General features: G+C 71.0%; 10 protein-coding genes. 4 read left to right on the top strand and 6 right to left on the bottom strand.

Translation table 11 applies throughout. From position 1 onward, the window contains the following. Positions 1-17: 17 nt before the first annotated feature. The 4 genes from EIL87_RS02095 to EIL87_RS02080 form a co-directional block, all read right to left on the bottom strand. The gene (locus EIL87_RS02095) at positions 18-1,832 is read right to left on the bottom strand and encodes a hypothetical protein (RefSeq protein ID WP_125088382.1); all 1,815 of its coding nucleotides are present in this window, start codon (positions 1,830-1,832) and stop codon (positions 18-20) included. Positions 1,833-2,498: 666 nt separating this feature from the next. After that, positions 2,499-3,671: an MFS transporter gene (locus tag EIL87_RS02090; RefSeq protein ID WP_233575949.1), complete on the bottom strand. Its 1,173-nt coding sequence runs from the start codon at positions 3,669-3,671 to the stop codon at positions 2,499-2,501. A gap of 281 nt (positions 3,672-3,952) precedes the next feature. Then, positions 3,953-4,585, bottom strand: a complete 633-nt coding sequence (locus EIL87_RS02085) for a GAP family protein (RefSeq protein ID WP_125088381.1) — start codon at positions 4,583-4,585, stop codon at positions 3,953-3,955. 33 nt (positions 4,586-4,618) lie between these two features. Then, positions 4,619-5,029, bottom strand: a complete 411-nt coding sequence (locus tag EIL87_RS02080) for a DUF7144 family membrane protein (protein WP_125088380.1) — start codon at positions 5,027-5,029, stop codon at positions 4,619-4,621. A gap of 219 nt (positions 5,030-5,248) precedes the next feature. Between EIL87_RS02080 and EIL87_RS02075 the strand changes: the two genes are divergently transcribed. The 3 genes from EIL87_RS02075 to EIL87_RS02065 all read left to right on the top strand — a co-directional run bounded on the left by EIL87_RS02075 (position 5,249) and on the right by EIL87_RS02065 (position 10,076). Then, the gene (locus tag EIL87_RS02075) at positions 5,249-8,152 is read left to right on the top strand and encodes an FAD-binding and (Fe-S)-binding domain-containing protein (RefSeq protein ID WP_125088379.1); all 2,904 of its coding nucleotides are present in this window, start codon (positions 5,249-5,251) and stop codon (positions 8,150-8,152) included. A gap of 99 nt (positions 8,153-8,251) precedes the next feature. Next, entirely contained in the window at positions 8,252-8,512 is a 261-nt protein-coding gene (locus EIL87_RS02070) for a GlsB/YeaQ/YmgE family stress response membrane protein (RefSeq protein WP_125088378.1), read from the top strand. Further along, the gene (locus tag EIL87_RS02065; protein WP_199740158.1) at positions 8,499-10,076 is read left to right on the top strand and encodes a phospholipase D family protein; all 1,578 of its coding nucleotides are present in this window, start codon (positions 8,499-8,501) and stop codon (positions 10,074-10,076) included. Before EIL87_RS02070 ends, EIL87_RS02065 begins: the two co-directional genes overlap by 14 nt. A 98-nt stretch (positions 10,077-10,174) precedes the next feature. On the opposite strand, the gene speB is transcribed toward EIL87_RS02065, so the two are convergent. Next, positions 10,175-11,116 (bottom strand): agmatinase, encoded by a 942-nt coding sequence (gene speB / locus EIL87_RS02060; protein WP_125088377.1) that lies wholly within the window; start codon positions 11,114-11,116, stop codon positions 10,175-10,177. Positions 11,117-11,280: 164 nt separating this feature from the next. Continuing rightward, complete coding sequence (locus EIL87_RS02055) at positions 11,281-11,781, bottom strand: pyridoxamine 5'-phosphate oxidase family protein (RefSeq protein ID WP_199740156.1); 501 nt, start codon at positions 11,779-11,781, stop codon at positions 11,281-11,283. Between the two features lie 465 nt (positions 11,782-12,246). Between EIL87_RS02055 and EIL87_RS02050 the strand changes: the two genes are divergently transcribed. Next, positions 12,247-13,011 carry a crotonase/enoyl-CoA hydratase family protein gene (locus tag EIL87_RS02050; protein ID WP_125088376.1) on the top strand — a complete coding sequence of 255 codons (765 nt, stop codon included), beginning with the start codon at positions 12,247-12,249 and terminating at the stop codon, positions 13,009-13,011. Positions 13,012-13,021 lie beyond the last annotated feature (10 nt).

Below are 13,021 nucleotides of genomic sequence, written 5' to 3'. Positions count from 1 at the left end.
CGAGGCACACGGTGGGGTCACTGGCCAGAACCGTTGTTCCAGTCGTTCTGGTTGTCCAGGTCGTTGTCGTTGTTGTTGTTGTCGTTGTCCCTGAACCCGTCGTTGTTGTTCAGGTCGCTGTTGTCGTCCCGCAGATCACTGTCGTCGTCGTTCAGGTTGTTGTCGTCAGTGCTCTGCCGGTTCAGGTCGAGGTCCTCGTTGTTGTCCTGCTGGTTCAGGTCGAGGTCCTCGTCGGTGTTCTGCTGGTTCAGGTCGATGTCGGCCTGGTCGTCGAGGTTGCTCTGCTGAGCCGGTTGCCGTTCCTCGAGGCCGGGCTCTCCTGCACCGCCCTCTCCGAGCGACCGGTTCGCCAGCAGGTTGCCGTTGCCCTGTTCGTCCTGGACGGCGTTGGCCTTGACCGTCACGGAGTTGCCGGCGTCGGCGGCGGCCCGGTTGAAGTTGACCAGGATGCTGTTGTCGGCGATCTCGACCACGCTGTTGGCGTTGATCCGGTCGCCGGATCGCGTGACCAGCTGGAAGCCGTCGGCGTTGTAGGTCTTGCCGTCGTCGATCTCCTCGTCGAACTCGAGGCGGACCTGGCCGGTGTCCGGGCCGGCGGAGGCTCCCGTGAGGTCCGGACCCGAGGTGAGGGCTCCGGCTTGGGTGCCGCCGATGTCCTGGTTGCCCAGGACGTTCGGCGTGTTCGATCCGTCGGAGGACTTCACGGCGTTGGGGTTGACCGTGGCCTGGCTGATCTGCTCGCCGTAGTTCTGGATCTCCGGGAACGCGACGCGGATGGTCTCGGCGTTGGGCTGGACGACGCTGCTGCCTTCGATCGCCTTGCCATCCGGCGTGTAGACGACGAAGCCCTGCGGCGAGTCGACCGTCACCGGCTGGTTGAAGGTGTACTCGAACTGGGTCCTGCCCATCAGTCCGCTGACACCGGTCAAGCTCGGCGCGGTGGTCTCCTGCCCGCTGGAGCTCGGCGCGTTCCTCACACCGCGGGTGTCGGTGACGGCGCCGGCCTTGGCGAAGTGCCGCACCCCGTCCTCGACCTGGGAGTCGAACTGGACGGTGACGGTGTCGTCGTTGGCGCCGACGATGGACTGGCCGTCGATCTCCCGGCCGTCCTCGGTGTACATACCGAGCTTCGAGGCGTCGACCCCGCCGCCGTCTTCCTTGATGTTGCGGTCGAACTTGTACCTCACCTGGTCGAGCGTCGCGTTGGTCTCGACGTTCTCGAGCTGAGGTGCGTCCGTGCCCTGGACCTCTCGGGCGCCGCCGAGCTCGACGGTGTTCGGCAGGTTCGTGCGACCGCTCTCGTTCTCCACGGCTTGGGAATCGGTGATCGCCACCGTGAACGAACGGACGTCGGTCCCGGGAGCGTACTCGGTCAGGACGCTGTTGGTGTCACCGTTCACGATCTCCGCGCTCTGCGCCTTGGTCGTGGCGTCGGTGGAGAACCCGGACAGCTGGAAGGCCGCGGGATTGCCCACGTCGGTGACGGGCTTGGAGAACCGGTACTGGACTTGCTCGGGAGCGTCGTCGTCGAGGTCCTCGTGGACCACCTCGACCGATTCCACGTTCATGCCGGTGTCGATCCCGCCCTGCATCTGGCCGCCCCTGCCTTCGTTCCGGTCGGGCTGTTGCCCACCGGGAGGCTGCTCTTCGAGAGGCGGCGGGCTCGGCGGTGCCGGCGGTGCCGGCGGTGCCGGCGGAGCCGGCGGTGGGGGCGGAGCCTGGGCCATGACCCCGGTGCCGCCCATCGCGATCAGCACACCGCTGGCGCCGGCGGCAGCGATGACTGCTGCCGTTCGACGCGATCGCTCCGTGCGCGCTGGTTTGTTGGACATCACGGTCTCCTCCCGCATGTCATGCGAATCGGTACACAAGGGAACGCCGACGAGGAGCAAAACCTTTCGAAATGTTCCCAATGGGACAAAGTTGAGCGTTGAGCACTGCCGGTGCACCTCGACCGGGTCGACGGTGGAGGTGGTGTGCCAGGCAGGGCGAGGCTCCGAACTGCCTGCAGAGGAACGGTTTTCGCCGACGCGGCGGTGATCGGCGAGGACCCCGGACCGGTGCGAGCCGTTGTGATCGCTCGACGTCGGGTGGGAGGTTGTCGTGATTCCTCGTCGCGTGTGGTGCTCTCACGAGGTGACGCGTCGTGCAGTGTGATCTTCCCAGGTTCACCGGCGCCTGCGGTGACGGTTTTCGGCTCCACACCGCGATTTTGGGTCTTGCGCGCGGTGCAGGACGCCGACGTGATCCTCCGGCGACGAACCCGCCGGTGGTGAAAAGCCTCCACCGTCATGGACGAACCAGCGGGTTGGTCACGGTGTCGTGCCGACCTCACCAGGAGCGGCGAGCCGCCGCGAGGAAATCACGAGGGGAACTCGCGCCCGAGACCGGGGCGAAGGTCCCGGCCCCGGCGTGGGGTCCTCAGTGGACTCGCTCTCTGCCGGCGTCGGGAGCCGGCCGCACCAGGGCGCGGGGTGGCCGCTGGGGGAGCGGCGGGGTCAGCGGCCGGAGGGGTGGTTGACCGGGAGCTTGCGGGCGAGGGTGCCCGTGAGGGCGAGACCCGCAGCGGTGACCCAGAGGACGCCGGCCGACCCCAGTCCGGCGGCGACCATGCCGATGGCGCCGGGGATGATGACCTGACCGGCGCGGTTCCCGGTCAGGCGCAACGACATCGCGCGACCCCGCGCACCCGGTGGCGCCGACTCGGCCAGCCAGGACATCGTCAGCGGTTGCCCGACGCCGAGTCCGAACCCGGCGACGGTGACCGCGACCAGCAGCAGCCAGACCGGTGCCGGGGCGGCGGCGACGGCGAGACCGGCAGCGGCGCCGAAGATGCTCAGCACCAGGAGTCGACGACGACCGACCGCCTCCGAGAGCCGCCCGAGGAAGAACCGCGACGCCATCGACGAGGCCGCGCGCAGCACCAGCAGCGTGCCGATCAGCGAGGAGGCGATGCCGCGTTCGGCTCCCAGCGCGGGCAGGTAGACCAGGGAGATGTCGACCGCGGCGAGCACGGTGCACGCGGTGAGCAGCGCGCCCGGCAGCCCTGGCAGGCGCAGCAGCTGCCGCAGGCCGACGTCCTCGGCGACGGCCCGGCGGCGTGCGGCCCCGGTGCTCCGGATCGCGAAGGTCAGCGCGAACAGCACGAGTGCGATCGCGATGCTGCCCTGGAAGATCGGCGTGGTGTCCGGAACCGCCTGCGTGCCCCCGAAAGCGACGATCAGCAGCGGACCTGCGGCCTGGCCCAGCGACGCGGCGAAGGTGTAGTAGCCGAACGCGGAGTCCATCCGGCCCGAGGTCGTGCTGTTGGCCACCAATGCCTGCTGACCCACGATCGCACCCAGGTGCGCGGTGCCGAGCACGACGCTGCCCGCGATCAGGCCGGGGACCGCGTGACCGAGCGCGAGAAGCAGGGTGCCGGCCACGCACATCAGCAGGCTGCCGGCGAACATCACGCGGCGCTCGCCGAGCCGGTCGACGACGTGCCCGGCGGGCAGCGCCAGCAGCAACGGGACCACGGCGAAGCTGCCGGAGAGCACGCCCAGCCAGGACGCGGGCACGCCGAGCTCGATCGCCCGGTAGGTGGTGGCGGGGCGCAGGACGAAGGTGAGCAGCTGGGTGAGCGCGGCGTGGCCTAGCAGGGCCCAGACCTGGCGGTTCGCGCTGATCACCGGCGCAACCCCCGGCTCACCCGGGTGGCGGGGCGGGTGTCGACGTGCTCGGTCGTCACGTCGCTCGTGGTCCTCCGCGGTGCCGCCGACTCCACCATCGCCCCACCCCTCCTGCGGTCGATCACAACCTACGGCACCAGACCCGCCTCAGGGGCTGCACGTGGTCCCCGCCGCGGTCCACGAGGAAGAGCGCAGGAGCGCTCCGGACGACGGTCGTGGAGGTGAGGGAGGAATTCCGCCGCACTCGTCGGCGCCCGGGACCCTTCGCAAGCCCGGTGGCGTCAGGCGCCGGTGGCGATGAGGGCGATGAAGATGCCGCAGACGATGATGTTGACCAGCCAGCTGCGGGTGTTCATCCAGTCGCGGACCTTGGGCATGGCGGTGATCGCCTGCTTGTGGAAGGTCAGGTAGAGCAGCAGCGGGAGCGACGCCACCAGCAGCGTGGCTGCGATGAACGGGGCCGCGGCGCCGAAGCCCGACCGGTGGTGTTCGAGGTTGGCACCGACGGTGAGCATGATGACGATGTCCGAGGGCATCGCGAGGACCACCAGCAGACCCGTCTTCAACCCGGTGGCCGGAGTGGCCGAGAGCAGGGTGCCCAGCCACTTCGGCGGCTCAGCGGTCTTGCGCCCGAGGTAGTTCCGGAGGGCGAACAGGACCAGCAGGCAGATCAGTCCGATCTGGGCCGCTTTGCCCGCCGTCGAGGACTGGAGACCACCGGAGGGGAGCGCGTTTCCGAGCAGGTGGGCGAGACCGCGGGCGATGCCGACCCCGGCGACGGTGGCGATGAGGACTCCGGAGAGGAAGGCCAGCGAAACCCGGACCGCGCGACCGCTGGTCACGAACACGATGGCGGACATGATCTGCGGGCCGGCCATCATCGTGACCGCCAACGGCAGCACTTGGAGGCCCACGCGCTCGCCCCTCCCTCTCCGGCGGTCCCCAGGTCAGCTGTGCCGCAGCTCCTTGCCGTGCGCGACGAGTGCGTAGATGACCAGGACGTCGAGCACGATGACGATCGCCGACCAGATCGGGTAGGCGGTGAAGAACGCGATGTTGCCCAGCACGCTGAGCACGGCCAAGGTGATCGCCAGCACCCGTGCCCAGGTCTTGCCGCTCATCACGCCGATGCCGGCCGCGGCGAGCACGATCCCCATGATCATGAAGCTGATGCCGACGCTGGCGAAGCTCACCTGCACGGCCATCCCGGACGGCAGGAGGTACATCATCCCCGAGTCGGCCAGCGCGATCAACCCGTTGACGAACTGCACGATGCCGCCCGCCACCAGGACGACGGCACCGAAGTAGATCCAACCGACCCACCCGGTGCGTGCGGGGCGGGCTCCATGCGTAGCCATGTCGAACTCCTCAGCAGTGGGGACCACGAGAGCCGGCGCGCCTCGTCACCGGCGAATCCACCCTGTGAGCAGCCCGGACTTGCCGCCAGAGCAGAAAGACCTCCCGCTCGGCGGAGTTGGTGCCCGCGGCAGCGCAGCGTGTCTGAGACCGCACGGCCGCGACACGGGGATCACCCGTGTCGCGCAGTCCGGCCCGACGGTGAGGGAGAATCCTGCCTCATGACCGATACCGCCGCTCCGAAGGTGCAGCACGACGGTGAACTGCTCGAGGCGCTCGCGCGAGCGGGAGTGCGGGCCGACGCCGCACCTCGGCGTCGCGCCGAGTACGCCTACGACGCCTCGAACTACCGGGTGGAACCCGTCGCCGTGGCGTTCCCGCGCTCGGTCGAGGACGTCGTGGCGGCGGTCGGTGTCTGCCGGGAGCTGGGCACGCCGATCATCGCTCGCGGCGGAGGGACGTCGATGGCCGGCAACGCGGTCGGACCGGGCCTGGTCCTGGACTTCTCCCGGCACATGGACCGCGTCGGGACCGTCGACGAGGACGCGGGCACGGTCGACGTCGAACCCGGTGTCGTCCTGGCGACGCTGTCGCGCGACGTGGAGCGGGCGACCGCGGGGCGCTGCACCTTCGCGCCGGACCCGTCGTCGAAGAGCCGCGCCACGGTGGGCGGGGCGATCGGCAACGACGCCTGCGGCAACCACTCCGTGCGCTACGGGCGCACCTCCGACCACGTCGCCGAGATCGACCTGGTCACCTCGGAGGGCGCTCGGTTGACCGCGACGGAGTCGGGTCTGCGCGCCACCGACCCCGCCGACGCGCGCTCGGTCCAGCGCGCCGCGGAGCTCACCGAGTCGTTGACCCGGCTCGCCCAGGAGCACCTGAGCGCGTTGCGGCTCGAACTCGGTCGCATCCCGCGCCAGGTCTCGGGGTACCACCTCGACAACCTGCTGCCGGAGCACCGGTTCAACGTCGCCCGGGCCGTCGTCGGGTCGGAGGGGACGTGGGCGGTGGTCGTCGGCGCGCGGATGAAGCTGGTGCCGAAACCGGCCAGCGCGCTGCTGGTGTGCCTGGGTTACCGGGACGTGGTCGACGCGGCCAGGGACGTGCCGGCGATCCTGGAGTTCTCGCCCGCCGCGGTCGAAGGCACCGACGCGGCCATCGTCGCCACGATGCGGCACCGGCGGGGCGAGGACTCCGTGCTGGGACTGCCGGACGGGCAGGCGTGGCTGTTCGTCGACCTCGACGGCGACGACCCGGACTCGGTCAGCGCCCTGGCCGACCGGCTGCTGGAACGGCTCGGCGACGACGGGCGGTTGGTGCAGGGCCGCAAGGCCGCCGACCCGGCCGAACGCGCGTCGCTGTGGCGGGTTCGCGAGGACGGCGCGGGCTTGTCGTCGCGCTTGGCCTCCGGCGGTGAGTCGTGGCCGGGCTGGGAGGACGCGGCCGTCGCGCCCGAGAGGCTGGCCGACTACCTCGCCGACCTGCGCGAGCTGCTGGCCGCGCACGAGCTGACCGGCGTCATGTACGGCCACTTCGGAGCCGGGTGCATGCACATCCGCATCACCTACGACCTGCGCAGCGAGCACGGGCGCAGGGTCTTCCGCGAGTTCACCCGCCAGGCAGCCGAACTCGTCGTCCGCCACGGCGGGTCGTTGTCGGGCGAGCACGGTGATGGCCGTGCCCGCTCCGAGCTGCTGCCGATCATGTACTCGCCGGAGGTGATGGCCGTCTTCGCCGAGTCCCGCCGGCTGTGGGACCCGGTGGGGGTCCTGAACCCGGGGTCGATGACCGATCCCGATCCGATGGACGACCACCTCGCGCTGGCCGGTGTCCCGGAGCGGGAGTGGCGCACCAGCTTCGACCTGGGTCCGGCACCGGCACCGGGGCGGGATCCGTGGGTGCACGCGGTGCAGGGCTGCATCGGCGTGGGCCGCTGCCGGGCCGACACCGGCGGGGTCATGTGCCCGAGCTACCGCGCCACCCGGGACGAGAAGGACTCCACCCGCGGCCGCGCCCGCGTCCTGCAGGAGGTGGTGCGGGGTGCGCGCACGGTCGAGGAGGGCTGGCGCTCGGAGGAAGCCCGGGAGGTGCTGGACCTGTGCCTGTCGTGCAAGGCGTGCGCCACCGACTGCCCGGCGGGCGTGGACATGGCCACCTACAAGGCGGAGTTCTACGACCACTACTACCGCCGGCGCCGGCGCCCGCGCTCGCACTACTCGCTCGGCTGGCTGCCCCGCTGGCTCCGGTTGACCGGCCGCGTCTCCGGCGCGGTCAACGCGGTCCTCGCCACCCGGCTCGGCAAGGCCTTCGCCGCGGCGGGCGGGCTCACCACCCGCCGCGCACTGCCGCGCTTCGCCCGGGCGGGGGAGTGGCGGCGTGGGATCGTCGACGACCCGGCCGGGTCGGTGGTGCTGTTCGTCGACACCTTCACCCGGGGATTCCGGCCCGAGGTGGCCGGAGCCGCGTCCCGGGTGCTCGCCGAGGCCGGTGACACCGCGTCCTGCTCCGCCGACGCCTGCTGCGGTCTGACGTGGATCTCCACCGGCCAACTCCGCACGGCCAAGCGGATGCTCGCCAGGGCGGCGGCGGCGCTCGACGACGGCACCGACCGGCCGATCGTCGTGGTCGAACCCAGCTGCGCGGCGGCGCTGCGCAAGGACCTGCCCGAACTCGTGCCCACCGAGCAGGCCGAGCGCGTCGCCCGGCGCGTGCGCAGCTTCGCCGCCCACGTCGCCGACCGCGTCGCCGCGGGCTGGCAGCCCGCCCCGGGCGAGGTCCCGGAGCGGGCGGTGCTGCAGACCCACTGCCACGAGCACTCGGTCTTCGGCCCCCAGGCGCAGCGCGCGGTCCTGGCGGCAGCGGGTGTCGACGAGGTCGTCGACGCCACCGGGTGCTGCGGGGTGGCGGGCAACTTCGGTTTCGAAGCCGAGCACTACGACGTCAGCATGCAGGTCGCCGAGAACGCGCTCGCCCCTGCGCTGCGCGCGACCGGTGCCGACGCGGCCGTGCTCACCGACGGCTTCTCCTGCGCCAGGCAGATCGACCAGCTTGCTCCGGAGCGCCGGGGCCTCCACCTGGCCCAGCTCCTCGACCCGGGTGACGACCAGCACTCGATCTCGTGAAATTCATGATCGGATCGTGCATACCGCTGTGACGCGTGGGGTATGCGGGAGGTGAACAGGGGCCCGTGAGTGGGGCCTTGCAGGAGAAGGGAGTGCTCAGTGGGCATCCTCAGTTGGATCTTGTTCGGCCTCGTGGCCGGCGCGATCGCGAAGTTCATCATGCCGGGCAAGGACCCGGGCGGCATCCTGCTCACCATCGTCATCGGCGTCGTCGGCGGTTTCCTCGGGGGCTGGCTCGGCTCGATGTTCGGCGGGCAGGGCGTCACCGGTTTCAACCTGATGAGCTTCGTGTGGGCGGTGATCGGCTCGCTGGTCCTGCTGCTCATCTACCGCCTCATCTTCAACCGTGCCCGTGCCTGACGGCACCGGCGAGAGCGAGGAGCCCGAGGTCGACCCGAACAGGGGCGACCTCGGGCTCCTTCGTGCTCCCTGGTTCCTCACCGAAGGCGAGCGCGGCAACCGGCACACCTCCCTGAACGCGTGGAGCAGCGGCAACCTGGTCCACTCGCTCATCGACGGACGCGAGTACTTCGAGCGGGTCGCCTCGGCGCTGGACGGGCTGAGGACGGGCGACCAGGTCTACTTCGCCGCGTGGGCGGGCGATCCGCACGAGGGCCTGACCGTCGACGGCTCCGAGATCGGGAAGCTGATGTGCCGGGCACTGGACGCCGGCGCCTCGGTGCACGGCCTGTTCTGGGCCCCGATGCCGCGCGGGAAACCCGACTACGTCAAGGAGAACGAGCGCTTCATCGAGCTGCTGCGCGCGCACGGTGGGTCGGCCCTGCTCGACCGCCGAGTGCGGTTGTTCGGGTCGCACCACCAGAAGTTCCTGGTCATCCGTCGGCGGGACGCGCCGGAGGAGGACGTGGCCTTCCTCGGCGGGATCGACCCGAGCCCGAGCCGGCGCGACGACGGCACCCACCGCGGGGATTCCCAGGTGCAGGACGACATCGCCGAGGCCTACGGTGACCGTCCGCCGTGGCACGACCTGCAACTCGCGGTCAGCGGGCCTGCGGTCGCGGAAGTGGAGACGTGCTTCCGGGAGCGCTGGGACGACGTGCGGCAGGCGCAACCCTCGACGTGGCACCGGGATCCCGGTGCCCTGCCCGCGCAAGACCCACCACCGCCGGTCGCGGGTCCCCACGCGGTGCAGGTGCTGCGCACCTACCCGAAGAAGAAGGGACCGCCCTACCGCTTCGCGCCCGAAGGCGAGTACAGCATCGCGCGCGCGTACGCCAAGGCGCTCGCTCGCGCGCAGCACTTCATCTACGTCGAGGACCAGTTCCTCTGGTCGCCGATGGTGGCCGACGCCTTCGCCGAGGCGCTGCGGCGCGTCCCCGAGCTGCGCCTGGTGGCGGTGTTGCCGCACCAGCCCGACCAGGACGACCGCGTGCTGCGCGCGGTCAACGACCTCAACCAGCGGCGTGCCATGGACCTGCTGCGCGAGGCCGGTGGGTCGCGGGTGGACTTCCTCGAGCTCGTCAACGGCGACGACGTGCCGATCTTCGTGCACTCCAAGGTCTGCGTCATCGACGACGTCTGGGCGACCGCGGGCTCGGCGAACCTCAACCGGAGGTCGTGGACCTACGACTCGGAGCTGTCCGCCGCCGTGGTCGACGAGACCCCCGACGGCTCGTTTGCCCGGGGGCTGCGCGTGCGCCTGTGGCGCGAACACCTGCAGCGCGCCGACGACACCGACCTCGCCGACGTGGACACCGGCATCGCTGCGCTGCGGAAGGCCGCCGACGAGCTGGAGCGCTGGTACGCCTCCGGTCGCGTCGGGCCTCGGCCACCTGGGCACGTCCGGCGCCACCCCCGGCCACGCGACTCCGCGGTGACCGGGGCGTGGGCCGCACCCGTGTCGCGGTTGGTGGTCGACCCGGACGGACGCCCGAGGACACCGCGGAGCCGGAACGTCAGCTGAAGCTGTGCATCACGTGCTTGATGCGCGTGTAGTCCTCCAGCGGCCCACGTGCGACTCGGGTTGTGAGCAGGTGCCGGTTCACCGGCCTGCCGGTCGCGTCAGGCGCCGGAGGGCAGGACGCTCAGCAGCTCGTAGGCGACGTGCGCCGCGGCGATCCCGGTGATCTCGGCGTGGTCGTAGGCGGGTGCGACCTCCACCAGGTCCGCGCCGACGAGGTTGAGCCCGTCGAGCCCGCGCAGCAGCTCCAGCAGTTCGCGGCTCGACAACCCACCGGCTTCGGGAGTGCCGGTGCCCGGCGCGAAACCGGGGTCGAGCACGTCGATGTCGACCGAGACGTAGACAGGCCGCGTGCCCAGCCGGGTCCGGATCCGGTCGAGGATCGTGTCGATCGGGGTGCGGACGAACTCCCGGCAGTGCACCGCGGCGAACCCCATCCGCTCGCTCTCGTCGAGGTCCAGCCGCGAGTACAGCGGGCCCCGCAGGCCCACGTGCATCGAGTGGTCGAAGTCGATGAGCCCTTCCTCCGCGGCCCGCCGGAACGGCGTGCCGTGGGTGTGGGGGGCGCCGAAGTAGGTGTCCCAGGTGTCGAGGTGCGCGTCGAAGTGCAGCACCGCGATCGGACCGTGGCGTTCGTGCTGCACCCGCAGCAGCGGCAGCGCGATCGTGTGGTCGCCGCCCACGGTGACCAGGGTTCGCCGCGTGCCCGACAGGTCGCGGGCAGCGGACTCGACCGTGCTGATCGCGTCGTCGATGCTGAACGGGTTCACGCCGAGGTCACCGGCGTCGGCGACCTGCCGCGTCGCGAACGGCTGGGCGTCCAGGGCCGGGTTGTAGGGCCGCAGCAGCCGGGAGCTCTGCCGCACGTGGTTGGGGCCGAACCGGGCGCCCGGACGGTAGGTCACACCGGTGTCGAAGGGGACGCCCCACACCACGGTGTCGGCGTCGGTGACGTCGGCGAGCCGGGGCAGCCGGGCGAAGGTGGTGTCTCCGGCGTAGCGGGGGACCCGGGTGGCGTCCACCGGGCCGATCGGGTCGTTCACTGCTTCTCCTCTTCGGGTGGGGCGGCCAGGACCTCGGCCGCGGCACGCTTGCAGGATTCAACCGCGCCGTCGACGACGCGCGCCACCGCCAAGCCCTCTGCGAACCGCCGGATCAGACCCGCAGCGCCTCACCGCATCGCCCCGCCCCGAGCAGGACTGGCTGATCAGTGCCCGTAGAAGGGTGCTGTGGTGCCGCCGACGGGAGTGGGGTCCAAGCCGAGCTTGCGGTGGTCCCAGGAGCGGGTGCGCTCGACGTCGAGGCGGACGGCGACGCGCTTGTGCAGCATGTGCTCGACCAGCGGCGCCACCTCGTCGGTGCAGGGGCCGTGGTAGCGCTCCCAGATGTCGACCCCGACCGCCCAGAGGGCCTCGCGGTCCTCGACGACCTCCGCGCGTCCCTCCAGGGACACGCCGCGCAGGGTCTCGTAGGTCAGACCGTCCTCCACGAGGACGGTGACGCGCGGGTCGCGGCGGATGTTGACGGCCTTCTGCGCCTTGGCCTTGGTCTCGAACCAGACCACGCCGTCGAGGAGCGCGAACCACATCGCGACCGCGTGCGGGTGCCCGGACGGTCCCAGCGAGGTCAGCGTCGCGGTGCGGCGGGTGGCCAGGAACGCCGCGACCTCCTCGGGTGTCATCTGCACCTGCGCGCGTTGCTTCGCCATCGAATCCCCTTGCCTCGTCGGTGAGCGAGTTCGACCGTAGACGGCGGGGTGAACGGTTGTCACGCGGCGACGAACTCCCCGGACGTGGCACCCGGGCGGGCCCGCTTCGCGCTGCGGACGTCGAAAGGCCCTGCGCGCGGCTCGGTTCGGTCCCGCGCCGATGTGGTGTTCCGGGGTGCTGCTCACCGGAAGCCTTCCCCACGGCAGGGACGGAGGAACGCTCCGGTCCCCGAGTTGCGGGAGGGCGTTGAACGCGCGTGAACGCGAGCGCACGATGAGCTCGTCGAGCTGCACCCGACGCCGCGCTCCAGGGTCTGCCGGGTGCGCTCGGGCCGGGTCCGGGCTCGGAACCGGCTCCAGTCGCCGAGATCGATGCAGCGCTGACAGTCGCTTCCCAAGCTAGCGACCGTTAAGGTGAGGGGTCGACACAGGCGGGCCACCAAGCCGATCACGGGAGAGCTGCCCATGGGTGACAGTGTTCTGACGGAATTCGCGGATGGGATCGCCTTGATCACCATCAACCGCTCCGAGGCCCGCAACGCGGTCGACCGCTCGGTCGCCGAGGGCATCGCGGCCGCCATCGACGAGTTCGAAGCGCGCACCGACATGACCGCCGCGATCATCACCGGGGCCGGCGGCACGTTCTGCGCCGGCATGGACCTCAAGGCCTTCACCCGAGGTGAACGGCCCTCGCTCGAAGGCCGCGGGTTCGGTGGCCTCACCGAGAAGCCCCCGACGAAGCCGCTGATCGCCGCGGTCGAGGGCTGGGCGCTGGCGGGCGGCTGCGAGCTCGCCCTCGCCTGCGACCTCATCGTCGCAGCTCAGGACTCGAAGTTCGGGCTCCCCGAGGTCAAGCGCAGTCTCGTCGCCGCGGCGGGCGGCCTGCTGCGGCTGCCCAAGACGCTGCCGTACCAGCTGGCGATGGAGATCGCGCTGACCGGCGACCCGATCAGCGCCGAGGTCGCCCACCAGCACGGGCTGGTCAACAAGCTCACCGAGACCGGCAAGGCCCTCGAGGAAGCCCGCGCCCTGGCGGCGCGGATCGCCGCCAACGGGCCGCTCGCGGTCCGCGCCACCAAGCAGATCGTGGCCGGTGCGGTGAACTGGACCGACGAGGACGCCTTCGCCCGGCAGTCCGAGATCGCCGCGCCGGTGTTCACCTCCGCCGACGCGCAGGAAGGTGCGATCGCCTTCGCGGAGAAGCGCAAGCCCGTCTGGCGAGGTGAGTGAGAGGAGCCGG

It is taken from the genome of Saccharopolyspora rhizosphaerae (assembly GCF_003931915.1).
Lineage (GTDB): Bacteria > Actinomycetota > Actinomycetes > Mycobacteriales > Pseudonocardiaceae > Saccharopolyspora > Saccharopolyspora rhizosphaerae.
Note: the sequence above shows the minus strand (reverse complement) of the source record. Positions and strands in the feature narration are given on the sequence as shown.

Excerpts from the sequence above, each read along its gene's own strand:
- EIL87_RS02050 (WP_125088376.1), top strand. The coding sequence starts at position 12,247 with ATGGGTGACAGTGTTCTGACGGAATTCGCGGATGGGATCGCCTTGATC.
- EIL87_RS02080 (WP_125088380.1), bottom strand. The coding sequence starts at position 5,029 with ATGGCTACGCATGGAGCCCGCCCCGCACGCACCGGGTGGGTCGGTTGG.
- EIL87_RS02055 (WP_199740156.1), bottom strand. The coding sequence starts at position 11,781 with ATGGCGAAGCAACGCGCGCAGGTGCAGATGACACCCGAGGAGGTCGCG.
- EIL87_RS02095 (WP_125088382.1), bottom strand. The coding sequence starts at position 1,832 with ATGTCCAACAAACCAGCGCGCACGGAGCGATCGCGTCGAACGGCAGCA.
- EIL87_RS02075 (WP_125088379.1), top strand. The coding sequence starts at position 5,249 with ATGACCGATACCGCCGCTCCGAAGGTGCAGCACGACGGTGAACTGCTC.